Here is a 25,631-nt window from a genome sequence, read left to right as displayed (position 1 = left end):
GGGCGCAACGCGCGCGCGACACGCCTCACGCGCTCGTACGCTTACGATAGCCGTCGAGGAACCGTGCGACACGGCTCAGCGAATCGCCCAGGTCATCGACGTTGGGCAGGAATACAACCCGGAAGTGGTCGGGAGCGGGCCAGTTAAATCCGGTGCCCTGCACCAGCAGCACCCGCTCCTGCTGCAACAGTTCCAAAATCAGTTGCTGGTCGTCGCGCACCGGATAGACAGCCGGATCCAGCCTTGGAAACATGTACAGGGCCGCCTTCGGCTTGACGACCGACACGCCCGGAATCGCGCTGAGCATGTCGTAGGCAAGCTCGCGCTGCTTATACAGGCGCCCGCCCGGCTGGATTAACTCGTCGATGCTCTGGTAGCCGCCCAGCGCGGTCTGGATCGCATACTGGCCCGGCACGTTCGCGCACAGCCGCATCGATGCGAGGATGCCGAGCCCTTCCAGATAATCAGTTGCATGCCGCTTGTCGCCCGACACCACCATCCAGCCGGCCCGGTAGCCGCAAGACCGGTAGCTTTTGGACAAGCTGTTGAACGTGACGGTGAGCACATCCTGCGATAACGCGCCGACCGACGTGTGCACACCGCCGTCGTAGACGATCTTGTCGTAGACCTCGTCGGAGAACACAATCAGTTGGTGCTGGCGCGCGAGTTCGAGCATCGCCCGCACGAGGTCGTCCGGGTACAGCGCGCCGGTCGGGTTGTTCGGGTTGATGATTACCATGGCGCGCGTATTCGGTGAGATCTTCGCGCGCATATCGTCCAGGTCCGGCAGCCAGCCGTTGTACTCGTCGCACCGGTAGTGAACCGGCGTGCCGCCCGACAGGCTGACCGCCGCGGTCCATAACGGGTAATCCGGCGCCGGCAATAGCACCTCGTCGCCGTCGTTCAGCAAGCCTTGCATCGCCATCACGATCAACTCGGACGCGCCGTTGCCAATAAAGATGTCATCGAGCTTGACATCGACGATGCCCTTTTGCTGCGTGTAGTGCATGACGGATTTGCGCGCCGCAAACACGCCCTTCGAATCCGAATAGCCGGACGACTCCGGCAGGTTGCGGATCATGTCGGTGATGATCTCGTCGGGCGCGTCAAAACCGAACGCAGCGAGATTGCCGATGTTCAGCTTAATGATCCGGTGCCCCTCTTCCTCGAGGCGCTTGGCCTCCTCGAGCACGGGCCCGCGTATGTCATAGCAGACGTTTGATAGCTTATGCGATTTTAGGATGGGCTTCACGGCCAACGCTTCGGTAAGGGGAATCGGCGCTCACGCTGGAACGCGGCCATCGCCGGAGGGCGGCCGGGGCACCGGGCCGCGCACCGCCCGCTGACGCGGCGCCGCTCGCGTGAGCTAGCGGGCTTAACGGACGACAAAGGGTATAATTTAGCGGATTCTGGCGTAGTTCCGCAATGCATCAAACGATCGCGGGCGGCTTGCCCGTGGCGGCCGCACGTGCCGCGCGCGGAACTCGCCGGGTCCTCGCGGGTCGTTTCCATTGTCCCATAACTCGCGCCCACCGTCTGCCGCATGCGGCGGGCGCACATGGACTGCTGCATTGAAATTACACCAGGATTTTGCCGGCGCCCTGAATACCGTGACCGGTTACGGCGCTGACTATGTCGACGTCAATCTGCAACGCTACGAACACAGCGTTCTAGTCTTCCCGCAGACGCCGGTCGTGCCGTGGCCGGTCTCCTCATTCGATGCGCTCACGCCCGAGCATTTTGACGCGCTGGTCGAGTCCGCCGGCGAATCTGGCATCGAGGTCGTGATCTTCGGGACCGGCGCACGGCTGCGCTTTGCGCACCCGCGGTTAACCGTAGCCCTGTCGCGCCGGCGCATCGGCATTGAAGCGATGGATTTCCAGGCCGCGTGCCGCACCTATAACATCTTGATGGCCGAAGGCCGCAAGGTCGCGCTCGCGTTGCTGATCGAAAAACCATGAGCGCGAGCCACCATGCGGTGGCCCGCTAGCCGCGCCACGGCCCGTGGCGGGCGGGCGTGCCCATACACGCGTCCACGACAACTACACACTCTCTGAAAAACGGATAGCTGATGCAAGACTTGCTCGACCCGATGCGGCCGACGGCGCCCTCGACCGTCCCGTCCAGCGCCGTCGGCAACACGCCGTCGCGCGCGTTGCCGCTGTCGCCGGCGGCCCTGCTACTGCTCGTGCTGCTGTTCGCACTCGCATGGTTCCTGCAGTTGAACTGGCGCCACCTGGTCCCGAGCGACGAGGGACGCTATGCGGAAATGGCACGCGAGATGCTCGTCACCGGCGACTGGATCACCCCACGCTACAACGGGTACAAATATTTCGAGAAGCCGCCGCTGCAGACCTGGTTTAACGCCATCACGTTCGCCTGGTTCGGCCTGGGTGATTGGCAGGCGCGGCTCTACACGGCGCTGTGCGGTTTTGCCGGCATCCTGCTGGTGGGCTACACCGGCGCGCGCGTGTTCAATCCGGCGGCCGGGCTGATGGCGGCACTGGTGCTGGCCGCGTCGCCGTACTGGAATCTGATGGGCCACTTTAACGTGCTGGACACAGGCCTGGCGTTCTGGATGGCACTGACACTGTGCTCGCTGCTGCTAGCCCAGCGCGCACACCTGCCGGCCGGCACGCGACGTGGCTGGATGTGGCTGTGCTGGGCATCAATGGCGCTGGCGGTCCTATCCAAGGGCTTGGTTGGGCTCATCCTGCCGGGCGCGACGCTGGTGATTTACACAGTGGTGGCACGTGACTGGGCGGTGTGGAAACGGCTTTACCTGATCAGCGGCGCGCTGGTCTTTGCCGGGATCGTGCTGCCATGGTTCGTGCTCGTGCAGCGCAACAATCCAGAGTTCTTCCATTATTTTTTCATCGTCCAGCAGTTCGAGCGCTACCTAACACCCGCGCAAAACCGGCCCGGGCCATTCTATTATTTCGCGGGCGTGCTGCTCGTGGGCTTCCTGCCTTGGGTCTCAATCGTCGCCCAGAGCGTGCGCCAGGGCTGGCGGATGCCGCGTCAGCAGAACGGCTTCGCGCCAGTCACGCTGCTGCTGGTGTGGTCTGCGTTCATCTTCCTGTTCTTTAGCGCGTCGCATTCAAAGCTGATCTCGTACACGCTGCCCGTGGCGCCGGCGCTGGCCCTAGTGATCGGCCTGTACCTGCCGGGGGTCACGCGCGCGCAATGGCGGCGGCATTTGCTCGGCTATGCGGCGTTCCTGGCCATAGCGGCCGTGGTCGCGTACTTCGCGCTGAGCGGGGACGGTGACGAGAAAACGCCGAACGCGCTGTATCGAGAATACGTCGTCTGGGTCGAGATCGCCATCGGCGTCGGCCTCGTGCTGACGCTGCTCGCCGGCTGGCTCGTGCGGCGGCGTGCGCTGCCGTGCGGCGCCGCGCCGCATGCCGCGCCGCCGGCAGCGAGCATCGTTGTGTTCGGCATCGGCTGGTTCCTGCTCGGCGCCATTGGCGGCAATGGCCACGAGGTGTTCGGACGACACAGCAGCGGCGCCCTGCTCGCACCGGCGGTCCAGGCAGAGCTGGCGAAGCTGCCGGCCGACACGCCGTTCTACTCGGTGGACATGCTCGACCATACGCTGCCATTCTATGTCCGCCATACGACCATCATGGTCCAGCACGCCGATGAGCTATGGTTCGGAGCAACCATTGAGCCAAGCAAGTGGATTCCGACGGTTGACCAGTGGCGCGCCCGGTGGCGTGAGCCCGGACCCGCACTGGCGTTGTTGCCGCCCTCGCTGTACGGGCAGCTGGCCGCCGCCGGCGTGCCGATGAGGGTGATTGCGCGCGACACGCGGCGCGTCATCGTCGCCAAACCTTAACCGTAAGCCGAGCCTAAAGATGAATCCGATTTCCCTTACGTGCATTCTTTCCGGCGTGCTGCTCAACACGTGCGCGCAGTTGCTGCTCAAGGCCGGTGTGAATGCGGTCGGCCATTTTGAATTCTCGGCGGCGAACATCGTGCCGATCAGCGTGCGGCTGGCCACGCAGTGGCCGATCATCGGCGGGTTGGCATGCTATGTCGTCAGCGTCGTCGTCTGGATCCTCGGGCTGTCGCGCGTGGACGTGTCGATCGCCTACCCAATGTTGTCGCTCGGCTATGCGGTCAATGCGATAGCGGCCTGGTACCTGTTCGGCGAGGTCATTTCGATACAGCGCCTCGTGGGCATCGGTATCATTTTGCTCGGCGTGATCGTACTAGCGCGCAGTTGAGCCCACCCAGCCTGCCGAGAGAACCGGATCAGACAAACCATGAGTGAAACCTCCTTGCCCTTTTTGCCGTTCGTGCGGCCGCACGTCGATGAGGAAACGATTGCCGGCGTCGTCGAGGTGCTGCGCAGCGGCTGGATTACGACCGGCCCGCAAAACGCCCGTTTCGAAGCAGCACTGTCCAATTACTGCGGCCGGCCGGTGCGAACATTTAATTCGGGCACCTGCACGATGGAAATCGCGCTGCGCATCGCCGGCATTGGGCCCGGCGACGAAGTCATCACCACGCCGCTGTCATGGGTGTCCACCAGCAACGTGATTTGTGAGGTGGGGGCGACCCCGGTGTTCGTCGACATCGATCCAGTCACCCGCAACCTGGACCTGGACAAGCTCGAGGCCGCCATCACGCCGCGCACGCGCGCGATTATCCCAGTGTATTTGGCCGGGGTGCCCATGGACCTGGAACAGCTCCATGCGATCGCGCGCGCGCACCAATTGCGTGTGATTGAGGACGCCGCACAGGCGCTCGGCTCGAGCTGGAACGGCCGGCGCGTCGGCACGTGCGGTGACTTCGTGTCGTTCAGCTTCCATGCGAACAAGAACATCACCTCCATCGAGGGAGGGGCGCTGGTGCTGAACAACGACGACGAAGCGCGGCTCGCCGAAAAGTACCGGCTGCAGGGCATCACGCGCACCGGCTTTGACGGAATGGAATGCGACGTGCTCGGCGGTAAGTACAATCTGACTGACGTCGCCGCGCGCGTTGGGTTGGGCTCGCTGGCCCGCCTGGACGAAATCACCGCGCAGCGCCGCGCGCTGGCACGCGCCTATTTCGAGCATTTCGCCGGCGGCGCGGCTGTGGCCGCCGGCGTCGAGTTGCCGCCCGCGGACTTCACAAACTCGAACTGGCACATGTTTCAGATTGTGCTGCCGCTGGAGCGGCTCGCGATCCAGCGCGCCGACTTCATGGCGCAGATGAAAGAGCGCGGCATCGGCACCGGCGTGCACTATCCGCCAATCCATCTGTTCAAGCTGTACCGGGAACGGGGCTTCGGCCCGGGCATGTTCCCACACGCGGAGCGCGTTGGGCGGGCAATCGTCACGCTGCCGCTGTTTCCGCAAATGACGATGGCTGACGTGTCGCGCGTCGTGCAAGCCGTCAATGAGATTATTCACCGTCACCAACAATGAATACGCCTGAACTGTCCGTCGTGATCCCCGTCTACAACGAGGAAGCGGGCCTGGCCGCCCTATTTGCGCGGCTCTATTCGGCGCTGGACGCGCTGGACTTGACCTACGAAGTGATTTTCATCAACGATGGCAGTCGTGATCGCTCGGCCGCGATGCTGGCCGAGCAGTATCACGCACGCCCAGACGCCACCCGTGTTGTGCTGCTTAACGGTAACTACGGGCAGCATATGGCCATCCTCGCCGGGTTCGAGCAGACACGCGGCGACATCGTGGTCACGCTCGATGCGGATTTGCAGAATCCACCGGAGGAAATCGGCAAGCTGGTGGCGAAGATGCGCGAGGGCCACGACTACGTTGGCACGATCCGGCTACAGCGGCGCGACAGCTTATTCCGCCGCAAGGCGTCGGCCGCGATGAACCGGTTGCGCGAGCGCATCACGCGGATCCGGATGGCCGACCAAGGATGCATGCTGCGCGCATACAGCCGCCGCATCATCGACACGATCAACCTGTGCGGCGAAATCAACACGTTCATCCCAGCGCTCGCCTATACGTTCGCGCAAAACCCGGTCGAGATCGAGGTCTCGCACGAAGAGCGTTTCGCCGGCGAATCGAAGTACTCGCTGTACAGCCTGATCCGGTTGAACTTCGATCTGGTCACCGGCTTCTCGGTGGTGCCGCTGCAATGGCTGTCGTTCGTCGGCGTAATTCTGTCCAGCGGCTCCGCGGCGCTGTTCATACTGCTGCTGGTGCGGCGCTTTATCATTGGCGCGGAAGTTCAGGGCGTGTTCACGTTGTTCGCGATTACGTTCTTCCTGCTCGGCGTGATCATTTTCGCGCTCGGCCTGCTCGGTGAATACATTGGCCGAATCTACGAGCAAGTGCGCGCGCGGCCACGCTATCTGGTGCAAGCGGTACTGCAACAGCGCGACAGCGATGCACCCAGGCATGCGACCAGCACCAGCCGCACACCGGTTTCCCCGACGCCGCGCGTTGCGCGCGGCGAGCACGCAGATGACATGGTGGAGCGCAACGCAGACGGCAAGGCGAAGCGCAACGCGGACGGCGTGATGGAGCGCAACCGATGAACGCGCGCGCCGTCGTCTTCGCATATCACAATGTCGGCGCGCGCTGCCTGCGCGTGCTACTCGCGCGCGGCGTAGACGTCGCGCTCGTCGTCACGCATCAAGACAATCCGCAAGAGCGCATCTGGTTCGAAAGCGTGGCGGCGGTCGCGGCCGACTACGGACTGCCGGCGATTACGCCCGCCGATCCGCGCGCGCCAGAGTTGGCCGAGGCCGTGCGCGCGGTGCAGCCGGATTTCCTGTTCTCTTTCTATTACCGACACATGCTACCGGCTGGCCTGCTCGCGCTGGCACCGCGCGGCGCCTTCAACCTGCACGGCTCGCTGCTACCGAAGTACCGTGGCCGCGTGCCGACCAACTGGGCCGTGCTCAACGGCGAGACTGAGACGGGCGCCACGCTGCACGAGATGACGGCCAAGCCGGACGCCGGCGCGATCGTCGCGCAAACGCCAGTGCCGATCCTGCCGGACGATACTGCGAGCCAGGTGTTCGATAAGGTGACCGTGGCCGCCGAGCAGACGCTATGGCAGGTGCTGCCGGCACTGCTGGCTGGCAACGCACCGCGGCTGCCGAACGATCTGGCCGCGGGTAGCTATTTTGGTGGGCGCCGGCCCGAGGATGGCCGCATCGACTGGTGCCTACCCGCACAGCAGGTCTACAACCTGGTGCGCGCGGTTGCGCCACCGTATCCGGGCGCGTTCACCGACGTCGGCGGCGAGCGCTTCATCGTCGCCGCGGCCCGGCTCGCGCGTCACGGCGCGGCCGTCGCCGCGAAATTGCCGCCAGGCTTGCAGGTTTGCGATAATGCGCTATTTGGCGTGTGCGGCGACGGCCGCGCGCTGGCGATCCGCGAACTGCGCCATGTCGGCCGCAACGCTTGCGATCCCACGCACGACGAGCGCGTAATCGACGCGGCAACGTTCCTGCGCCTTACTCAATCCTCATCGCATTCATGAAAAAAGTCCTGATCCTCGGCGTCAACGGCTTCATCGGCCATCACCTGTCTAAGCGCATCCTCGAGACCACCGATTGGGAAGTCTATGGGATGGACATGCACAAGGATCGTCTGGGTGGTCTGACGCAGCATCCGCGAATGCACTTCTTCGAAGGCGACATCACGATCAACAAGGAATGGGTCGAGTATCATGTCCGTAAGTGTGACGCGATTCTGCCGCTGGTCGCGATCGCCACACCAGCCACCTATGTGAAGCAGCCGCTGCGCGTGTTCGAGCTTGATTTTGAGGCCAATGTGCCGATTGTGCGCTCAGCGGTCAAATACGGCAAGCATCTGGTCTTTCCGTCCACTTCCGAGGTATACGGCATGTGCACCGATGGCGAGTTCGACCCGGAAGCCTCGCCGCTGATCTACGGCCCAATCAACAAACCGCGCTGGATCTACGCATGCTCGAAGCAGTTGATGGACCGCGTAATCTGGGGCTACGGCATGGAGGGCCTGAATTTCACGCTGTTTCGCCCGTTCAACTGGATCGGCCCGGGGCTGGACACGATTCACACGCCGAAGGAGGGATCATCGCGCGTGGTCACGCAGTTCCTCGGCCATATCGTGCGGGGCGAGAACATCAGCCTGGTGGACGGCGGCGCACAAAAACGCGCGTTCACCGACATCGACGACGGCATCTCGGCGCTGATGCGGATCATCGAGAACCCGGCCGGCATTGCGACTGGGAAAATCTACAACATCGGCAATCCGCACAACAATTTCTCGGTGCGCGAGCTGGCCAACAAGATGCTGGCGCTGGCGGCAGATTACCCTGAGTATGCGCAGTCTGCACAACAGGTGAAGCTGGTGGAAACCTCGTCGAGCGCCTACTACGGCACCGGTTACCAGGACGTGCAGAACCGCGTGCCGAAAATCGACAATACGAAGCAGGATCTGGCCTGGGCACCGACGCTGTCGATGGACGACGCACTGCGCAAGATCTTCGAGGCCTACCGCTCGCAGGTCGCCGAAGCCCGCGCGCTGGTCGACTAACGGCGCGAGTGACGGCAGTGGCCCGTATCGTACTGAAAATCGACGTCGACACGCTGCGCGGCACCCGTGAAGGCGTGCCGAACCTCGTGCGGATGCTCCGGCACGCTGGCGCCGGCGCCACGTTTCTATTCAGCCTAGGCCCCGACCACACCGGTTGGGCATTGCGCCGGGTATTCCGACCAGGGTTCCTGCGCAAGGTGTCGCGCACGTCGGTGCTCGAACACTATGGCCTCAAGACGCTCGCCTACGGCGTGCTGCTGCCCGGCCCGGACATCGGCGCGCGTGCGGCGGCGCAGATGCGTGCCACGCGCGATGCCGGCTTCGAGGTGGGCATTCATACATGGGACCACGTGTATTGGCAGGACAACGTGCGCACGCGTGAGCGCGCATGGACGATCGCACAAATGGCGAAAAGCCACGCGCGCTTCGTCGAGGTATTCGGCGAGGCGCCGCGTACCCATGGCGCAGCAGGCTGGCAGATGAACGACCATGCATTTCATCAACTCGACGCATGGGGCATCCGGTACGCGTCCGACGGGCGCGGCCATGGCCCGTATCGGCCGACGGTAAACGGCATGCCGCTTGCCCATGTGCAGCTGCCAACCACGCTGCCGACATTGGACGAAGTGCTCGGACTGGATGGGTTGAGCGTGGACAACGTCGCCGATTACCTGTTGTCGCTGACGCGGCACGACGGCGTTGACCACGTATTCACACTGCACGCAGAACTGGAAGGACAGAAGCTCGCCCCCGTGCTCGAACGCCTGCTGGCGGGCTGGCGCGTGCAGGGGCATACATTGGTGTCGATGGCCGACTATTACGCCACGCTGGACCTGGACTCGCTGCCATCGTACCCTGTTGCATGGGGCGAGGTACCAGGCCGCGCCGGCGAGCTAATCATTCAGCCCGACTGAAGCAATGGCGCGAGCGTCGGTCCGCATCGGTCCTGCTCGCTGCCGCTGGTCATAACAACAGGAGAAATCCGTGCCGAGCATTGCGATCGACCACGCCGTTCCCGATTTCAGCGCTTTAGCGACGGGTGGCGAATTTACGCTGTCTGCGCTGAAGGGCAACAAGGTCGTTCTCTATTTCTATCCGAAGGACAACACACCGGGCTGCACCACCGAGAGCCTGGCGTTCCGTGATGCGTACCCGGCCTTCAAGCAGGCGGGTGCCGAGATCGTCGGCATCTCGCGCGACAGTGTACGCTCGCACGAGAACTTCCAGCGCAAGCTCGAATTGCCGTTCGTGCTAGTGTCCGACGCCGACGAGAGGGTGTGCCAGCTATTCGATGTCGTCAAAATGAAAAAGATGTACGGTAAGCAGGTACGTGGCATCGAGCGCTCGACTTTCCTGCTCGATGCGCAGCATGTACTGCGCCGCGAGTGGCGCGGCGTGAAGGTGCCCAACCATGTCGACGAGGTGCTGGCCGCCGTGCAAGCCCTGTGACGCAGTTGACGCAGCGCCACATGTGCCCTTTGACGTGAGCGTTTGACGCAGGTTATAGTGGGCCGCAATGAAGGCTGACTCCCTACCTTACCGCCGTGCTCCCCGTCCAAGGGGGTGCGGCTTTTTTTATTGGAGCCGCACCGACCTAGGCGAACCGGCACCCATTACATGTGACTGACACTCGCGCACGTCGCAGAGGGCGCCGCTGTATCGGCGCTCAAGCGGCGTGCATCGTTGAACTGATTCCGTCAGAGGAAACCATGCCTTTGCCTACCGCGCCGAGCAAACTCGGAAACCTGCTTTCACCCGACGAATACAAGGCCAAGGTGAAGACGGCCAAGGGCGCGCGCAAGCGCTCGCCTGCCACCGGGCACGACCATGACGACGCTTACGCAAGCCAGGACGACGGTGTCGCGTTCGGCGCCGCGGTGAGCGAGCCCCTGCCGGCGCTGACATCGCTTGAAGCAGATAATGCGGCATTGCGCGCAGCGTTGCCGGATGAGGAGGTGGTACGCGAGGCGCCCACCGCGCGCAAGCGCAAGTCGAAGCAGACCGCAGCGCTGCTTCAGCCATCACGCCCCGTCCCCGAGACGGCCGCCCCCAACTCAGTCTCGGCCGAGGTGGCCCGTGACGCGGCCGCGCCGGCGCCCGTCGCATTGCGCGAGACGCCCACGCCGGCACGCGCCACACCGCCCACGCTTTCCATCGCGCCGAGCACACGCGGCACGCGGCGACGGGCTAGTACGCGCGCCGCCGACACGACGCGCAAGCTTTTCGTACTCGACACAAACGTGCTGATGCACGATCCGAGTTGCGTGTTCCGCTTCGAGGAACACGATGTCTACCTGCCAATGATCACGCTCGAGGAACTCGACAACCATAAGAAAGGGATGTCGGAGGTCGCGCGCAATGCGCGGCAGGTCAGCCGCACGCTGGACGCGCTGGTGGCCGACGCCGGCAGCGCGATGATCACCGGCATCGCGCTGTCGCAGTTGGGCAACCGAGAAGCGGCCGGGCGCCTATTCTTCCAAACCGAACTCACCGATATTGAACCGGTGGTCGGGCTCCCGCAAGGCAAAGCGGATAACCAGATTCTGGGCGTTGTGCGGGCGCTGCAGGCGCAGATGCCGGAGCGGCAAGTCGTGCTGGTGTCCAAGGACATCAACATGCGTATTAAGGCGCATGCACTCGGCTTGCCGGCCGAGGACTATTTCAATGACCAGGTCCTCGAGGACAAGGACCTGCTCTACTCTGGCGTGCGCGCGCTGCCGCAAGATTTCTGGACGCGGCACGGCAAGGGCATGGAGAGCTGGCAGGACACCAAGAGCGGCACCACGTACTATCGGGTCACCGGGCCGCTGTGTGCGTCGCTGCTGGTCAATGAGTTCGTCTATCTCGAGCCTCAAAACGGCGAGCCAGCCTTTCACGCGGTGGTGCGCGAAATCAACGGCAGGACAGCGTTGTTGCAGACGCTGCGCGACTACGGACACCACAAGAACAACGTATGGGGCATCACGGCGCGCAACCGCGAGCAAAACTTTGCGCTGAACCTGCTGATGAACCCGGAGGTTGATTTCGTCACGCTGCTCGGCCAGGCCGGCACCGGCAAGACGTTGATGGCATTGGCCGCAGGCCTGGCGCAGGTGCTCGATGACAAGCGCTACAACGAGATCATCGTCACACGCGCGACCGTGCCGGTAGGCGAGGACATCGGGTTTCTGCCCGGCACCGAAGAGGAAAAGATGCAACCATGGATGGGCGCGTTCGACGACAACCTCGAAGTGTTGCAAAAAACCGACGACACGGCCGGTGAATGGGGGCGCGCCGCCACGCAGGAATTGATCCGTTCGCGGCTCAAGGTCAAGAGCATGAACTTTATGCGCGGACGCACCTTCGTCGATAAATACGTGATCATCGATGAAGCGCAAAATCTGACGCCGAAACAAATGAAGACGTTGGTCACACGGGCCGGCCCCGGTACGAAGATGATTTGCCTGGGTAACATCGCGCAAATCGACACGCCGTACTTGACAGAAGGCAGTTCGGGACTGACCTATGTGGTTGATCGCTTCAAGGGGTGGACCCACGGCGGCCACGTCACGCTGGCGCGTGGCGAACGGTCGCGCTTGGCAGACTATGCCTCGGACGTGCTGTAGTGCTGTAGTGCTGTAGTGCTGTAGTGCTGTAGTGCTGTAGTGCTGTAGTGCTGTAGTGCTGTGGTGCTGTGGTGCTATAGCGAACAGCGCGGCGATCCCCACCGCCAGCCAACATCAGCTTCCAGCGTCGGATCTAATGATCCGGCGCTTTTTTTTCGGGATGCCACGCCAGCTGCCGACACGAAACATGTGCTATCCAGGCGACGTGATTCCCCGGAAACTTAAAGTTCTTTCTTAAGTGTATTGGCCAGAGCCCGGTGCGGCGGCTATGATTCGGACATTGCCCCGCCGGAAGGCAGGCGCCTGGTCGCCCGCCCGCTTTTTCATGCGCCTCCCCTGGATTGCACTCGCGCCCTGTTCCATCGCTGTACTGCTTGCCGCTTGCTCCAGCGTGCAGCCGCCCGTCACGCGCGGGGATGCAGCGCCGGCGGGCGGCTACCGCACGCGCCCATCGTCTGGGCTCGGCTTCGTGGATCACAGTGTCGGCCAGGAGGAAGTGTCAATCCAGGCAATGAGCCTAGTCGGCGTGCGCTATCGTTGGGGAGGCAACACGCCAAGCAGCGGTTTCGACTGCAGTGGACTCGTACGCTACGTGCTAGCACGCTCGGTGGCGATCGAGCTGCCGCGAACCACGGTTGAAATGAGCCGACGCGGGCGACCGATCCAGCCGAACGAAATCGCGCCCGGCGACCTGGTCTTCTTCAACACGTCCGGCCGGCCGCATTCGCACGTCGGCATCTACGTGGGCAACATGCGCTTCGTCAACGCGCCGTCAACCGGTGGCACGGTACGCATCGACTACATGACGAACCCGTACTGGGCGAAGCGATTCGACGGCATTCGCCGTGTCGCCCCGGTGCGCAACGCGCCAAAGGGGCCGTTTGACGCACCGACGCTGCTAGCGGCCTCAGCGCCACCGACACCGCCGGCCGGCACGCGCGGCGCGATGCCCAGCCGGGTGGCGCCTGCTGCTGCGAGTACGCGGCACGGGATGGCTTATGCCGCTGGCGAAGCCGTGAGCGGCTGGGATGCGTTCGCGTCGACGCCACCGTCGGTATCCATTGCACGCGCGCAGGCGCGCGGCGTCGGTGCCGTCGAGCCAGACCCGATCGGCGCGATGGCGGCCGCCGGCGATACGTTGTTCGATGCGTTTGAGCAGTTCCCGCCGACCGCTGCGACCACGCGCAGCCAAGCGGCTTCATGGACCGCCGCGCCGGTCATGTCGGCCGCCCCCGATCCTGCCGCCACGACAGCGAGCGCCGCGCCGGCTGCGGGCAGCCAGGACTACGGGGCCGATACGCCGATGGCCACGCCAGCGCAGGCGGCCGCGGCCAATGATCCCATCGCCCGTTTCGCCCACGACAATTTCTGAGTGCCAGGCCACCCGATCAGCACGACTCGCGAGCAACCAGCCGCGGCTCGTACTGGACTGGGCTGGGCCGCGACACGAAGCAGGACGAAATCACCGACGTTGCGCTGCTCTTGGCCAGTGCGCGCCCCAATTACGTGAACGGTGTGATCATCCCGATGGACGGCCGCAGCGCGGCAGTGATCCGAGTGCGCCTACAGCAGCCGCTGACCGAGCCACCAGCCGGCAGCAGACAGCGCGGCGGATGCCGGAATCGTCAGAATCCAGGCCCAGACGATATTGCCGGCGACACCCCAGCGCACGGCCGACAATTTCTGCGTCGCCCCGACGCCGACGATTGCGCCGGTGATTGTATGCGTCGTCGAGACCGGAATACCGAGCCACGACGCCATGAATAGCGTAATCGCACCACCGGTCTCCGCACAGAAGCCACCGACCGGCTTGAGCCGCGTGATGCGCTGCCCCATCGTGCGCACGATCCGCCAGCCGCCGAACAACGTGCCCAGGCCCATCGACACGTAGCAACCGGCAATCACCCAGGTCGGCGGCGCGTCGGCGCTCACCGACGCATAGCCGGTCGCAATCAGCAACATCCAAATGATGCCGATCGTCTTCTGCGCGTCGTTGCCTCCGTGCCCCAGGCTGTACAGCGACGCGGACACGAGTTGAAGCCGACGGAAATGCCGGTCAACGCGGCTTGGCGGCGTGCGGAAGAAAAACCATGACACGAGCAGCATGAACAGCGACCCGAGCACGAAGCCGAGCAACGGCGACACAAAAATGAAGGCGATCGTCTTTACCAGTCCATCCACGTTCAGCGCGCCCCACCCCGACTTGGCCAGCGCCGAGCCGACCAAACCGCCGATCAGCGCATGCGACGAACTCGACGGGATCCCGTAGTACCAAGTCACGATGTTCCAGCCAATCGCCCCTACTAGCGCGCCGAACACCACGTAGTGATCGATGATGCCGGGGTCGATTGTGCCTTTGCCGACCGTGGCCGCCACCTTCAGATGAAAAATGAAATACGCGACGACGTTGAAGCCGGCGGCGAATGCCACGGCCTGGTGCGGCTTGAGCACACCGGTCGATACCACGGTCGCGATCGAGTTTGCCGCGTCGTGGAAACCGTTCATGAAATCGAATACCAGCGCGACGGCAACCAGCAGCGCGACCGCCCATAGAGCAAGTTGGATCGAATGCATCAGCTGCCCTATCTATGCGTTCTCGAGCACGATGCCTTCGATGATGTTCGCGACATCCTCGCACTTATCCGTCACGGCTTCGAGCAACTCGAAAATCGCTTTCAGCTTAATCAGCGTCTTGACGTCGTCCTCCTCGCGAAACAGCTTGGACATCGCCGAGCGCAGCAGGCGATCCGCATCGGATTCGTAACGATCGATCTCCTCACAGGCCTTCAGGATCGCACTGGCGCGTTTCATGTCGTGCAACAAACCCACCGCCGTCTGCACGCGCTCGCACGTCAGCCGGCAAACATGCGCGAGTTCGTTCGCCTCGGAGGTTACCGCACGCACGTCGTACAGCGACACCGCAGTGGCGACATCCTCCATCAAATCGAGGATGTCGTCCATCGTCGTGATCAGCTTATGGACCTCGTCGCGGTCCAACGGCGTGATAAAGGTTTTGTGCAGCAAATCGATACATTCGTGCGTCAGCTTGTCGGCACGTTTCTCGTTCGCTTGCACGTTCTGCTTGTGAACCTCCGCATTGGGCAGGTCTTCGATCAACCGCTCGAGTTCGAGACTGGCATCGACCATGCATTTCGCGTGGGCGTTAAAGATTTCGAAAAACTTGCCTTCAGTAGGCATAAAGCGTCCGAACATGAATCCCTCGGAAGTAATGGGCGCTGACACAAAAGTGCAGTATTGTACCTGGGCGTCGCCAGCCTGCGCGATGTGTAATATGCGTGCCGCTGCGGCACAGCGCAGCACAAGCGTAGCGCGCGCGATCGAGCGGGCATAAATGGGCGACGTTAAAGACACATCCCGGCTATTCGCTGCCGTAGAACGTCGACACGCCAGCAAAATTATCGAATTTTGTATAGGGTCCCAGGAACGTCAAGCGAACGGGCCCGATCGGTCCGTTTCGCTGCTTACCGATAATGATCTCGGCCGTCCCCTTGTCGGGGCTGTCCGGGTTGTAAACCTCGTCGCGGTAAATAAACAGGATCACGTCCGCATCCTGCTCGATCGCGCCAGACTCGCGCAGGTCCGACATGACCGGACGCTTGTTCGGCCGCTGCTCCAAGCCCCGGTTTAGCTGAGACAGCGCGATAACCGGCACGTCAAGCTCTTTGGCCAAGCTCTTGAGCGAGCGCGAAATCTCAGAAATCTCTGTCGCGCGGTTCTCACCCGGCGACGAGCCAGTCATCAATTGCAGATAATCGACGATAATCAAGCCTAGCTTGCCGCACTGACGCGCCAGTCGCCGTGCCCGAGAGCGCAATTCCATCGGATTGAGCCCGCCCGTCTCGTCGATAAAGATCTGCGCTTCGCTCATTTTCTGCACCGCGTGCGTGAGCTTGGGCCAATCCTCGTCGGTCAGCCGCCCGGTACGCATCCGGTGTTGGTCGAGCCGGCCAATCGAGCCGAGCATCCGCATCACAAGCTGCGTGCCCGGCATTTCCATCGAGAACACCGCGACCGGCAAACCGTACTCGACCGCGACATACTCACCGATGTTCATCGAAAATGCGGTTTTGCCCATCGATGGCCGTCCAGCAACGATGATCAATTCGCCCCCGTGCATCCCGGAGGTCATTCGGTCCAAGTCAATGAAACCGGTTGGCGTGCCGGTCACATCGCTCGGATTCGCCGTGTGGTACAGCGTGTCGATCCGCTCGACCACTTGTGTCAACAACGGCCCGATTTCCAGGAACCCTTGCGTGCCGCGCTGACCTTCCTCCGCGATGGAGAAGACCTTTGCCTCGGCCTCGTCGAGCAGCTGCCGGACCTCTTTGCCCTGCGGATTGAACGCGTCACCGGCAATCTCGTCGGCAACGGTCACCAGCTTGCGCAACACCGCGCGGTCGCGAACGATTTCGGCATACCGGCGGATATTCGCCGCGCTTGGCGTGTTCTGCGCAAGCGCATTCAGATAGGCAAGGCCGCCGACATCGTCCGCCTTGCCCGCGGTGGACAGCGACTCGAACACCGTGATCACATCAGCAGGTCGCGACGTGGCAATCAGCTTGCCGATGTGCTCGTAGATCAGCCGGTGATCAAAGCGGTAGAAATCCTGGTGACCCAGGAAGTCCGCAATCCGGTCCCACGCGCCGTTGTCGAGCAGCAAACCGCCAAGCACTGACTGCTCGGCCTCGATCGAATGCGGCGGGACCTTCAGTGACTCAAGTTGCGGATCGTGGTTTGAAGCGTTCATGGGCACCGATTATCGGTCATTCAGCCATTCGCGCAATGGCATGACACAAAAAAAGCAGGAACCGGTTGCCCGGATCCTGCTTGCACGCGACACCCGAAGGTGCGCAGCCGTCTTACGCGTGCTCGCCGAGCACCGACACTGTGATGTCCGTCACCACGTCGGTGTGCAGCGCCACTTGCACCGGATGGTCACCCACGGTCTTCAGCGGACCTTGCGACAGGCGCACTTGTGCCTTCTCAACGTCAAAGCCTTGCTGCTTGAGCGCGGCGGCGATGTCCTGATTCGTGACCGAGCCGAACAAACGGCCATCGACACCCGACTTCTGCGTAATTTGCAGCGTCAGGCCGGCCAGCTTCTCGCCCTGGGCCTGCGCAGCGGCCAGCTTGTCGGCCGCTGCCTTCTCGAGTTCCGCGCGACGCACTTCGAATTCGGCGATCGCGTCCTTCGTCGCACGGCGGGCCTTGCGCTGCGGAATCAGGAAGTTACGTGCGTAGCCGTCCTTAACCTTGACGATGTCGCCCAGATTACCGAGGTTGACAACTTTTTCCAACAAAATAACTTGCATTCGAATTCTCCTTGATCGACGCCCGCTTAGGCCTTGTGCAGGTCCGTGTACGGCAGCAGCGCGAGGAAGCGCGCCCGCTTGATCGCCGTGTCGAGCTGGCGTTGATAGTGAGCCTTCGTGCCAGTCAGGCGCGCCGGCGTGATCTTGCCGTTTTCGCCAATGAAGTCCTTCAGCGTCTCGATATCCTTGTAGTCGATGTACTCGACGCTAGCTGCCGTGAAGCGGCAAAACTTCTTGCGCTTGAACAGCGGGTTCTGTTGCTGGCGACGCTTGTCGAATTTCTTACCAGTGGGACGAGCCATGATCAGTCCTTTTCTATATCCTGCAATGCTGTGATGTGAAATACCAGGGTTTTTGCGTTACGGTGTCTTCGGGCCAGAAAACCGTCGAAATGCGCGTGAACACCCAACCCGCACGCCGCCACCTTGCTGCTGATGTCGCCGGCGGCCAGCGCCGGGATCGTCAACTCGACGCGGCGACTGACACCGGCCTCGACGACTTCCGACTCGTGCCGCAATACGCAATTGACGATCGGCACGCCGGCTGGCGTATAACGCACCGGATCACGCTCGATGACGCTCGCCACGAGCTGCAACCGGTTCGACATGCGCGCGCGACGGCTTGCGCCTGTTCCCTGATATTGCCCGCTACGTTACGCTTGCGCTTCAGAAGCCTGAGGCTGTGCAGCCGCCTTCTTCGCTTCCTCACGCTGCACTTCCTTCATCATCGGCGACGGGCCGGTCTCGGCCTTCTTCATCTTGACGATCAAGTGGCGCAGCACCGCGTCGTTGAACTTGAACGCATGTTCCAGTTCGTCGAGCGTGGCCTGGTCACATTCGATGTTCATGCAGACGTAGTGTGCCTTCGCGAGCTTTTCGATCATGTAGGCCAACTGGCGGCGGCCCCAGTCTTCGATACGGTGGATCTGGCCACCGTGGCTAGTGATCGTCGACTTATACTTCTCAATCATCGCGGGCACCTGCTCGCTCTGGTCGGGATGCACGATGAACGTGATTTCATAGTGACGCATAGACACTCCTTATGGATAGAAGCCACCCGAGCGTCGAACCGGTGTGGCAAGCGAGAAACGAGCGATTTTAGCCTAACTGCCTGGCATGCGCAATCGGCGCTTGGGTTTCTGGCGCAATTTCAATGGGTTATCGCCAGTCGGGCGCGGCCCTCGACCATTCAGCCTGGTCACCTGCCGGCAGCGGGACTTGCCATCCAGCCCCGGTTGGGCAGCGCTCACTGGCTCGTTCCGCGCAAGTGAAGTAGGCCACACATCAAACAACCTGCGCGGACCCGGCTATCAAACTCAGACGACGATACGGCGCGCACCATGATTCAGCGATTCCAGCTGGCTTCGCACTTCAGGGCTTATCGGGTTGTCTTCCATGTTCAGCGAAGCAAGCCTATAGGCACGCCTGTGTAGTACATCGATCAACCGTAACGCGCCTTCGTCGTCGATCTCCGTGTCCATCAAGTCCAACGACCTCAACCTGCAGTTCGCGAGCCCCAATGGGACGCCCAGGTGTTCGACACCCTGCGCGCCGATAGCGTTGGAAGACAGGTCCAGTGACGTGACCTTGCAATTCGGATGGGCCAGCGCCCGGCTCACCTGCTCAACGCCTCGGTGGTCGATTGCATTGAACGCAAGATTCAGCGACACAACCTTGCAATTTGCATCGCGGATCGCGCGGGCCATATGCGCGGCCCCTTCGTTGCCGATGTTATTGCTGCCAAGCCCCAGCGACACCAGCTTGCAATTGGGATGGCTCAACGGATCGGCCACATGCTTGGTACCGTCAGCGCCGATCTGATTGCCCTGCAAATCCAGCGACGTGAGTTGACAACCTGCGTTGCCCAACGCACGGCCCAAGTGTTCCGCACCTTGCGCACTGATGCCATTGGACCCGACGTCAAGTGACGTCAGTTTGCAATGTGGATTAGTCAGCGCGCGTGCGATGTGCCGCACACCGCCATCCGCGATGTTGTTTTGTCTCAGGCTGAGCCCGGCGAGCTTGCAATGTGAGTTGGCGAGCGCCTGTCCAACATGCTCGGCGCCCGCTTCACTGATGCGATTGTTGCCCAAATCCAGCGCTGTCAGACTGCCGCCGGGATGGGTTAGCGCCGCGCACAGGGACGCAATACTACGATCGCTGACGCCATTGTCGCGTAGACTCAGCATCGTGAGGCCACAACGCTGGTTGGACAGCATACGGGCCAGATGCGCGACACCTTCGTCATTGATGTGATTACTGCTCAGGTTCAGCGACACAAGCTTGCAAGCGGAGTCGCCCAATACACGACTCAGTTGCTCCGCACTGGCTTCCTGCAGCGAATTGCGTCCCAGGTCGAGCGACTCCAGCTTGCAGTGTTCGTTAGCCAACGCTTGGATCACCGGCGCGGCGCCTTCGTCACCGGTCCGGTTGGCGTACAAGCTCAGCGACGTCAACTTGCAATTCGGGTGGGTCAGCGCCCGCCCGAGATGTTGGGCACCTCGCCTAGAAATGCCACAATGGTTTAGGTTCAACGACGTGAGTTGGCAGTTCGGATCGCACAATGCGTCCGCCAGAGACTTCGCGCTTTTTGCACTGATCGGATTGTTACTTAGATCCAGCGAAGTGATCGTACAATCTGGACTCCGTAGCAAGTCAGCCAACTGTTGAACTTTTAATTCTCCGACGCAACCTTTTTCGATGCAACCGCCGCCAAAGCTCAACGTCTTAATCCGCGGGTAACGCTGCTGTTGAATGTCTTTCAGCACCGTACCCATCTCGGACACGTTCGAAACCGTTATGGAACGCGTCATCGCGTCGGCGATCGCCATCAGCCGAGTATTTTTCGACCGCTGGAACGGCTGCAGCACGTCATGCCCGCCGACGCTCGCGATGTGATACAAAATCTCTGTTGGCAATGCAGTCAACGAGCGCGGTTTTGATGGCGCATTGCGCAGTGGCTTTTGCGCCAACACGCCGCACCGTTCGGCCGGCTCATGAGCGCGCGGCAACCCGTCGAGCAGGGAAGCAACGGGCCGCTCGGTGGCGCTGACCGATCCGCGACGCGTCTGCGGCAAGACAACAGCATGGCCGCCGTCTTCAGCGTTTTGGGCGTTGCTCACGTGACTGATTTTACTGACCACAATAGCCTCCGTCGATAGGGCGGCTATGCAAGAAGCGCAAGCGGCAACCCATGCTTCACCGATGCGAGCGGCTATTCGTCAGCCGTGGCCGGCGATTCGTTGGGTTCGCTTCGTCTAGCTGCATGGCTGCATGCATTGCGCCTGTGCTGGCCGAACCGGTTAAGCCAGACCCGAACGCATGTCGCGCATGCCCGGGCCGACCTTCGCCAAAGTACCGCAATGGCCGGCCAATCATCATCGATACGCGAACGTAGAGCAGCAACAGCGACAGCAGCCACACACCGCCCGCACCGATAGACGATCAGTAGGCTTGCACATGGGATCGCGCGCCACAGCCGATGATAGGCGCAGCGCCGTGTCAGCAATCAGTACTGGTCGAACAGGCTCTGCAGCATCGCAGGCTCGCTCCAGCCGTGCGCGAGCGCGAGCATCAGCAGCACGCGTGCTTTGTACGGGTTCAGCGTGCCGGCGCTGACCAGGCCCAGCGCGTCATCCGGCGCAGCGCCGTTGCGCATCACGTGCCCAGAGCCGACGCGCGACGAGCGCACCACCGCGACGCCGCGCGCACGCGCATCGGCCAGTGCCTGCTGCAACGTCGCGTGAATCGAACCATTGCCGGTTCCAGCGACGACGATGCCGCGCACCCCGGCGTCAACCAGCGCATCGACAACCACCCGCGACGCGCCGGCATGACTGACGATGATCTGGACCGCCGGCAGCGCGTGCTGCGTATCGATGGCCTCGAGCTTGAACACCGATTCAATCGTATGCGCGCGCGTCACGCGCCGCTGGAATTCAACCCGCCCATCCTGGACCCAGCCCAGTACGCCGCTTTCCGGCGACGCGAATGCGTCGACCGCATACGTGCTGACCTTCGTGATGTCACGTGCGCTATGGATCCGGTTCGCAAACGCAACTAGCACGCCGCGCGCTGCCGCATCTGGACGGGCGGCGAGCGTCACTGCATTGAGCAGGTTCAGCGAGCCATCGGCCGACAATGCGGTAAACGGCCGCATTGCCGCAGTTAGCACGACCGGTTTCGCGCTCGTCACGGTCAAGTGCAGCCAATACGCCGTCTCCTCCAGCGTATCGGTGCCATGCGCGATCACGAGTCCGTCGATGTCGTCCTGCGCGAGCAATGCATTGACACGGCGCGCCAGCGTGATCCATAGCGCCTCGTCGATGTCCTTGCTGTCGATGTTGGCAACCTGCTCCGCACGGATCGCTGCAACGCGGCCTAGCGCCGGCACGGCGGCCAGCAGCCGGTCCACGCCAACCACGCCGGCCGTGTAGCCGACGGTCCGGGCCGCGTCGGCCGTCTCGCCGGCGATCGTGCCACCGGTCGCCAGTACGGCGACAGTGGGCCGTCTCCAGTGCGCCGCGTCTACGCTCATTCGAGCCCTTGACTGGCAAGGAACTCGTCGTAGCGGCCACTGAAGTCGACGATCCTGCCGTCCGGGCGGACCTCGATGATTCGGTCCGCCAGGCCGTTGACGAATTCACGGTCGTGCGACACGAAGATCAGCGTGCCTTCGTATCTCTCGAGCGCGATCTGCAGCGACTCGATCGACTCCATGTCCATGTGGTTCGTCGGCTCGTCCATCAGCAACACGTTGTGCCGGCCGAGCATCAGCTTGCCCCACAGCATCCGCCCTTTTTCGCCGCCAGAGAGCACCTTGACGGACTTCTTCACGTCGTCACCAGAAAACAGCAGGCGCCCGAGCGTGCCGCGCACCATCGTCTCGTCGTCGCCCTCCTGACGGAACGGGTCAATCCACTCGGTCAACGTCACGTCGTCCGGAAAGGCCTCGGACGTGTCCTGCGGCATGTAGCCGACATTCGCGTTCTCAGCCCACTTCACGTGCCCATGATCCAGCGGCAGGTTGCCGAACAACGCGCGCAGCAACGTGGTCTTGCCGGCGCCATTCTCGCCAACGATGGCGATCTTCTCGCCCGGCTGCACGGACAGGTCCAGGTTCTGGAAGATTGTCCGGTCATATTGCTTCGTGATCTGCTCGGCAAGCACTGCGATGTTGTGCAGCTTCTTGTCGAACTCGAAGCGGATGAATGGATTCTGCCGCGACGACGGCTTGAATTCCTCGATCTTGATCTTGTCGATCTGCTTGAGCCGGCTCGTCGCCTGGCGAGCCTTGGACTTGTTCGCAGAGAAGCGGCGCACGAAGTCCTGCAGATCCGCGATGCGCTCCTTGGCCTTCGCGTTCGCGGCGGCTTGCCGCTCGCGCGCCTGCGCCGACGCGAGCATGTAATCGTCGTAGTTGCCCGGGTAGATCTTCAGCGTGCCAAAGTCCATGTCTGCCATGTGCGTGCAGACTTGGTTCAAGAAGTGCCGATCGTGCGAGATGATGATCATCGTCGAATCCCGCTCGTTCAGGACGTTCTCGAGCCAGCGGATCGAATTGATGTCCAAATTGTTCGTCGGCTCGTCCAGCAGCAGCACGTCTGGGTCGGAGAACAGCGCCTGCGCCAGCAGCACACGCAGCTTCCAGCCCGGCGCAATGTTGCTCATCGGCCCGTTGTGGTCCTCGATCGCGATGCCGATGCCCAGCAGCAGCTCACCGGCGCGCGCCTCAGCCGTGTAGCCATCGTACTCGGCGAACTTCGCTTCGAGTTCCGCGGCGCGCATGTAGTCGTCATCGGTCGCGTCCGGATTCGCATAGATCGCGTCGCGCTCGCTCATCGCCTGCCACATCTCGGTATGGCCCATCATTACGACGTCGAGCACGCGCATGTCCTCGTAGGCGAACTGGTCCTGCCGCAGCTTACCCAGCCGTACGTTCGGCTCGAGCATGACCGTGCCAGCACTCGGCTCCAGGTCGCCGCCGAGGATCTTCATGAACGTCGATTTGCCGCAGCCATTCGCTCCGATCAACCCATAGCGGTTGCCCTCGCCGAATTTAACGGAGATGTTTTCGAACAAGGGCTTGGGCCCGAATTGCATCGTAATGTTCGCGGTAGACAGCACGGGGACGTCCTCAAAGCGGGATTCGGGAAAAGCCTGTTATTTTACCACCCCAGCGCTCGCGGCAGAGGCCAGCCAACGCGCGGCCGAGCCGGCACGCAGCGCGGTGGCCAGTGCAGCATCTCGATCGCCATGCTGGGCAGTCGTGACCCTGGTTACCGGATGGTTCGACGCGGCGCCGTGGCGTGCGCCTACGTCTGAGTCACATGACGGCGCACAACCCGCTCGCGTGGGCTTCATGGTGCGCTGGACACTGAACGCCGGCGAGATGCTGAACGCCGGCGCGTTGCACGAGCCCACGCCGATAGCCGGCGATGAGCCAGCAGCGGACGCATGAAGTCACCTACATCGATCTAGGCATCACGATCTGGCGGTGGCCGCCAGCCGACACCTCACCGCAGCCACCGTGGGCCGCGGCAAGGCGGCGCCCGCGACTGCCCCGCGCCACTAGTACTGGGCGGACAGCGACAATTGCGTGCCGTCCGACAACGTCAACGTCTTGGTCTTGCCATTGATCGGCAACGATAACCGGGTGACTTGGCTGAATGACACTGTTTTGGGACAGGCCAACGGCTTGCCATCGACCGTCACGGTCGACGTGCCCTGCACCGCACGGCCGCTGAAGTACAGCTGCAGGCTCGCCATATGGTTCTTAACGATCGGAGCGAGCCTGAGTTGGATTTGCCGGATTGGCGCGCCAGTGGCGTCGACCGGCACGCCGGATGCGCCGGGGCAACGCGGCGGCACCGAAGCTGGTGCTCCGGGGGCAGGCATGCGCCACGTGTAGTCATCGATCTGTCCGGAGCGGACAATGCGCGTTTGCTCCGCATTGCCGTACGTTTTCGACGTCACCTTGACGGTGTACTTCACCCGCGGCGCAGACGCCTCGGGCAAAGGTTGCAGCTGCGCCGAGGCGCTCACCGGCACGGCGGCGAGCGCCATGGGCAGCATCAACGGTCCTAGCCGCGCCGCGACACGGCGGATCGCTGCGCGGTATCGGGTGCGCGAACGACTTAACATCATGTTATTGCCTCCTTGCTATACACGGATCCTGTATTTGCCAGTGTAGCGCGCCTCGCGCATGTCACGACGGATGGCCATGCCGCCGCCTCCAGCGAGCAGCTACAATAGCCGCTTTTGCCGCGACGCACGCGGCCCGGATCGCCACCGATCCACCTCGACGACCGACACCTGTAGAACGATGAATCTAGTGATCCAAAGCGCCGCGCCGCTGTCCGATGACCATCTGCGACTGCTGACCGCGTTGGCGGGCGGCACGCATGCCGAGCGCCTCGATGCACACGCGCTGCGCGTGCGCGAGGCGAGTCCGTCGCAACGCGCCGATATCGCCGCATACTGTCGCACGCACCAGCTCGACTATGCGTATGTTCCACTGCGCCGGCTCGCGGATTTTGGCCTTGTCGCAATGGATATGGATTCGACGCTGATCACGATTGAGTGCATCGACGAGATCGCCGACTTTTGCGGTTTAAAAGCGCAGGTGGCAGCCATCACCGAGGCGGCGATGCGCGGCGAGATCACGGATTTCAACGAGAGCCTGGTGCGACGCGTCGGTCTGCTCGCTGGCCTGGACGCCAATGTGCTTGCGAACGTGTACGAGCAGCGCTTGCGCCTGTCGCCCGGCGCGCAAGCCATGCTCGACGGCGCGCGTGCCGCCGGTCTGCGAACCCTGCTGGTGTCAGGCGGCTTTACGTTCTTCACTGAGCGCTTGAAGTCTCGGCTCAGGCTCGATTTTACACGGGCGAACACGCTGGAGATTGTCGACGGTAAGCTGACCGGACGCGTGGTCGGCGAAATCGTCAATGGCGACGTGAAAGCGCGCACGTTGCTCGACACGTGTGCCCAACTCGGCATCGAACCATCACGCGCGATCGCGCTCGGCGACGGCTCGAATGACGTGCCGATGATGGCAGCGGCCGGTTGGTCAGTCGCGTTCCGCGCCAAGCCGCTGGTGCGTGAGCGCGCCAGCTGCGCCCTCGATCACGTCGGACTCGACGGCCTGCTGCGCCTGTTCGACTGACGCGGTGGCATGACCGGCAAGCGCGATGTCGC

Annotated in this window: 25 protein-coding genes; 13 read left to right on the top strand and 12 right to left on the bottom strand. The window is 62.6% G+C overall.

Annotated features, from left to right (window positions below):
• Positions 1-25: 25 nt before the first annotated feature.
• Positions 26-1,258 carry a pyridoxal phosphate-dependent aminotransferase gene (locus RBRH_RS06065; RefSeq protein ID WP_013435156.1) on the bottom strand — a complete coding sequence of 411 codons (1,233 nt, stop codon included), beginning with the start codon at positions 1,256-1,258 and terminating at the stop codon, positions 26-28.
• A gap of 313 nt (positions 1,259-1,571) precedes the next feature.
• Here RBRH_RS06065 and RBRH_RS06060 point away from each other — a divergent pair, with 313 nt between their 5' ends.
• The 11 genes from RBRH_RS06060 (at position 1,572) to RBRH_RS06010 (ending at position 13,475) form a co-directional block, all read left to right on the top strand.
• A complete protein-coding gene (locus tag RBRH_RS06060) occupies positions 1,572-1,961 on the top strand; it encodes an Mth938-like domain-containing protein (RefSeq protein WP_041753448.1) in 390 nt (129 codons plus the stop codon).
• A 110-nt stretch (positions 1,962-2,071) separates the two neighbouring features.
• The gene (locus tag RBRH_RS06055) at positions 2,072-3,841 is read left to right on the top strand and encodes a glycosyltransferase family 39 protein (RefSeq protein WP_013435154.1); all 1,770 of its coding nucleotides are present in this window, start codon (positions 2,072-2,074) and stop codon (positions 3,839-3,841) included.
• A gap of 19 nt (positions 3,842-3,860) precedes the next feature.
• Positions 3,861-4,232 carry an SMR family transporter gene (locus RBRH_RS06050; RefSeq protein ID WP_041753446.1) on the top strand — a complete coding sequence of 124 codons (372 nt, stop codon included), beginning with the start codon at positions 3,861-3,863 and terminating at the stop codon, positions 4,230-4,232.
• Positions 4,233-4,271: 39 nt separating this feature from the next.
• A complete protein-coding gene (locus RBRH_RS06045; protein WP_013435152.1) occupies positions 4,272-5,420 on the top strand; it encodes a DegT/DnrJ/EryC1/StrS family aminotransferase in 1,149 nt (382 codons plus the stop codon).
• Positions 5,417-6,508 (top strand): glycosyltransferase, encoded by a 1,092-nt coding sequence (locus tag RBRH_RS06040; RefSeq protein ID WP_013435151.1) that lies wholly within the window; start codon positions 5,417-5,419, stop codon positions 6,506-6,508. The genes RBRH_RS06045 and RBRH_RS06040 overlap by 4 nt, the downstream gene beginning before the upstream one ends.
• Entirely contained in the window at positions 6,505-7,461 is a 957-nt protein-coding gene (locus RBRH_RS06035; RefSeq protein ID WP_013435150.1) for a formyltransferase, read from the top strand. Before RBRH_RS06040 ends, RBRH_RS06035 begins: the two co-directional genes overlap by 4 nt.
• Entirely contained in the window at positions 7,458-8,498 is a 1,041-nt protein-coding gene (locus RBRH_RS06030) for a bifunctional UDP-4-keto-pentose/UDP-xylose synthase (protein ID WP_049786372.1), read from the top strand. Before RBRH_RS06035 ends, RBRH_RS06030 begins: the two co-directional genes overlap by 4 nt.
• A 17-nt stretch (positions 8,499-8,515) precedes the next feature.
• Positions 8,516-9,412 carry a polysaccharide deacetylase family protein gene (locus RBRH_RS06025; RefSeq protein WP_041754230.1) on the top strand — a complete coding sequence of 299 codons (897 nt, stop codon included), beginning with the start codon at positions 8,516-8,518 and terminating at the stop codon, positions 9,410-9,412.
• A 70-nt stretch (positions 9,413-9,482) separates the two neighbouring features.
• Positions 9,483-9,947 (top strand): peroxiredoxin, encoded by a 465-nt coding sequence (locus RBRH_RS06020; RefSeq protein WP_013435147.1) that lies wholly within the window; start codon positions 9,483-9,485, stop codon positions 9,945-9,947.
• Positions 9,948-10,207: 260 nt separating this feature from the next.
• Positions 10,208-12,103 carry a PhoH family protein gene (locus tag RBRH_RS06015; RefSeq protein ID WP_041753444.1) on the top strand — a complete coding sequence of 632 codons (1,896 nt, stop codon included), beginning with the start codon at positions 10,208-10,210 and terminating at the stop codon, positions 12,101-12,103.
• Positions 12,104-12,428: 325 nt separating this feature from the next.
• Complete coding sequence (locus RBRH_RS06010; protein WP_041753442.1) at positions 12,429-13,475, top strand: C40 family peptidase; 1,047 nt, start codon at positions 12,429-12,431, stop codon at positions 13,473-13,475.
• 191 nt (positions 13,476-13,666) lie between these two features.
• Here RBRH_RS06010 and RBRH_RS06005 read toward each other — a convergent pair whose 3' ends face one another.
• The 10 genes from RBRH_RS06005 to RBRH_RS05955 form a co-directional block, all read right to left on the bottom strand.
• Complete coding sequence (locus RBRH_RS06005; RefSeq protein WP_013435144.1) at positions 13,667-14,677, bottom strand: inorganic phosphate transporter; 1,011 nt, start codon at positions 14,675-14,677, stop codon at positions 13,667-13,669.
• Between the two features lie 12 nt (positions 14,678-14,689).
• Positions 14,690-15,316 carry a DUF47 domain-containing protein gene (locus tag RBRH_RS06000; RefSeq protein ID WP_041754229.1) on the bottom strand — a complete coding sequence of 209 codons (627 nt, stop codon included), beginning with the start codon at positions 15,314-15,316 and terminating at the stop codon, positions 14,690-14,692.
• 166 nt (positions 15,317-15,482) lie between these two features.
• The gene (locus tag RBRH_RS05995; protein ID WP_041753440.1) at positions 15,483-16,871 is read right to left on the bottom strand and encodes a replicative DNA helicase; all 1,389 of its coding nucleotides are present in this window, start codon (positions 16,869-16,871) and stop codon (positions 15,483-15,485) included.
• Positions 16,872-16,983: 112 nt separating this feature from the next.
• A complete protein-coding gene (rplI, locus tag RBRH_RS05990; RefSeq protein WP_013435141.1) occupies positions 16,984-17,436 on the bottom strand; it encodes a 50S ribosomal protein L9 in 453 nt (150 codons plus the stop codon).
• Between the two features lie 26 nt (positions 17,437-17,462).
• Complete coding sequence (gene rpsR, locus RBRH_RS05985; RefSeq protein WP_013435140.1) at positions 17,463-17,738, bottom strand: 30S ribosomal protein S18; 276 nt, start codon at positions 17,736-17,738, stop codon at positions 17,463-17,465.
• Between the two features lie 2 nt (positions 17,739-17,740).
• Positions 17,741-18,043, bottom strand: coding sequence for a primosomal replication protein N (priB, locus tag RBRH_RS05980; RefSeq protein ID WP_013435139.1), 303 nt, complete (start codon positions 18,041-18,043; stop codon positions 17,741-17,743).
• Between the two features lie 45 nt (positions 18,044-18,088).
• Positions 18,089-18,466, bottom strand: coding sequence for a 30S ribosomal protein S6 (gene rpsF, locus RBRH_RS05975; protein WP_041753437.1), 378 nt, complete (start codon positions 18,464-18,466; stop codon positions 18,089-18,091).
• Positions 18,467-18,751: 285 nt separating this feature from the next.
• On the bottom strand, positions 18,752-20,578 hold the full coding sequence (locus RBRH_RS05970; protein WP_013435137.1) for a leucine-rich repeat domain-containing protein: 1,827 nt from the start codon (positions 20,576-20,578) through the stop codon (positions 18,752-18,754).
• A 365-nt stretch (positions 20,579-20,943) separates the two neighbouring features.
• The gene (locus RBRH_RS05960; protein ID WP_013435135.1) at positions 20,944-21,972 is read right to left on the bottom strand and encodes an asparaginase; all 1,029 of its coding nucleotides are present in this window, start codon (positions 21,970-21,972) and stop codon (positions 20,944-20,946) included.
• The gene (locus RBRH_RS05955; RefSeq protein WP_013435134.1) at positions 21,969-23,561 is read right to left on the bottom strand and encodes an ABC-F family ATPase; all 1,593 of its coding nucleotides are present in this window, start codon (positions 23,559-23,561) and stop codon (positions 21,969-21,971) included. The genes RBRH_RS05960 and RBRH_RS05955 overlap by 4 nt, the downstream gene beginning before the upstream one ends.
• Positions 23,562-23,703: 142 nt before the next feature.
• Between RBRH_RS05955 and RBRH_RS05950 the strand changes: the two genes are divergently transcribed.
• Complete coding sequence (locus RBRH_RS05950) at positions 23,704-23,895, top strand: hypothetical protein (protein WP_041753433.1); 192 nt, start codon at positions 23,704-23,706, stop codon at positions 23,893-23,895.
• Positions 23,896-24,005: 110 nt separating this feature from the next.
• Here RBRH_RS05950 and RBRH_RS05945 read toward each other — a convergent pair whose 3' ends face one another.
• Positions 24,006-24,581, bottom strand: coding sequence for a DUF6013 family protein (locus RBRH_RS05945; protein ID WP_013435132.1), 576 nt, complete (start codon positions 24,579-24,581; stop codon positions 24,006-24,008).
• Between the two features lie 178 nt (positions 24,582-24,759).
• Between RBRH_RS05945 and serB the strand changes: the two genes are divergently transcribed.
• A complete protein-coding gene (serB, locus tag RBRH_RS05940; protein WP_041753431.1) occupies positions 24,760-25,599 on the top strand; it encodes a phosphoserine phosphatase SerB in 840 nt (279 codons plus the stop codon).
• Positions 25,600-25,631: the final 32 nt, after the last annotated feature.

Source organism: Mycetohabitans rhizoxinica HKI 454, from assembly GCF_000198775.1.
Classification (GTDB): domain Bacteria; phylum Pseudomonadota; class Gammaproteobacteria; order Burkholderiales; family Burkholderiaceae; genus Mycetohabitans; species Mycetohabitans rhizoxinica.
This window is presented reverse-complemented; position numbering and strand designations above follow the sequence as displayed.

Excerpts from the sequence above, each read along its gene's own strand:
- RBRH_RS06055 (WP_013435154.1), top strand. The coding sequence starts at position 2,072 with ATGCAAGACTTGCTCGACCCGATGCGGCCGACGGCGCCCTCGACCGTC.
- RBRH_RS06050 (WP_041753446.1), top strand. The coding sequence starts at position 3,861 with ATGAATCCGATTTCCCTTACGTGCATTCTTTCCGGCGTGCTGCTCAAC.
- RBRH_RS06045 (WP_013435152.1), top strand. The coding sequence starts at position 4,272 with ATGAGTGAAACCTCCTTGCCCTTTTTGCCGTTCGTGCGGCCGCACGTC.
- RBRH_RS06040 (WP_013435151.1), top strand. The coding sequence starts at position 5,417 with ATGAATACGCCTGAACTGTCCGTCGTGATCCCCGTCTACAACGAGGAA.
- RBRH_RS06035 (WP_013435150.1), top strand. The coding sequence starts at position 6,505 with ATGAACGCGCGCGCCGTCGTCTTCGCATATCACAATGTCGGCGCGCGC.
- RBRH_RS06030 (WP_049786372.1), top strand. The coding sequence starts at position 7,458 with ATGAAAAAAGTCCTGATCCTCGGCGTCAACGGCTTCATCGGCCATCAC.
- RBRH_RS06015 (WP_041753444.1), top strand. The coding sequence starts at position 10,208 with ATGCCTTTGCCTACCGCGCCGAGCAAACTCGGAAACCTGCTTTCACCC.
- RBRH_RS06010 (WP_041753442.1), top strand. The coding sequence starts at position 12,429 with ATGCGCCTCCCCTGGATTGCACTCGCGCCCTGTTCCATCGCTGTACTG.
- RBRH_RS06005 (WP_013435144.1), bottom strand. The coding sequence starts at position 14,677 with ATGCATTCGATCCAACTTGCTCTATGGGCGGTCGCGCTGCTGGTTGCC.
- RBRH_RS06000 (WP_041754229.1), bottom strand. The coding sequence starts at position 15,316 with ATGTTCGGACGCTTTATGCCTACTGAAGGCAAGTTTTTCGAAATCTTT.
- RBRH_RS05995 (WP_041753440.1), bottom strand. The coding sequence starts at position 16,871 with ATGAACGCTTCAAACCACGATCCGCAACTTGAGTCACTGAAGGTCCCG.
- rplI (WP_013435141.1), bottom strand. The coding sequence starts at position 17,436 with ATGCAAGTTATTTTGTTGGAAAAAGTTGTCAACCTCGGTAATCTGGGC.
- rpsR (WP_013435140.1), bottom strand. The coding sequence starts at position 17,738 with ATGGCTCGTCCCACTGGTAAGAAATTCGACAAGCGTCGCCAGCAACAG.
- priB (WP_013435139.1), bottom strand. The coding sequence starts at position 18,043 with ATGTCGAACCGGTTGCAGCTCGTGGCGAGCGTCATCGAGCGTGATCCG.
- rpsF (WP_041753437.1), bottom strand. The coding sequence starts at position 18,466 with ATGCGTCACTATGAAATCACGTTCATCGTGCATCCCGACCAGAGCGAG.
- RBRH_RS05960 (WP_013435135.1), bottom strand. The coding sequence starts at position 21,972 with ATGAGCGTAGACGCGGCGCACTGGAGACGGCCCACTGTCGCCGTACTG.
- RBRH_RS05945 (WP_013435132.1), bottom strand. The coding sequence starts at position 24,581 with ATGATGTTAAGTCGTTCGCGCACCCGATACCGCGCAGCGATCCGCCGT.
- serB (WP_041753431.1), top strand. The coding sequence starts at position 24,760 with ATGAATCTAGTGATCCAAAGCGCCGCGCCGCTGTCCGATGACCATCTG.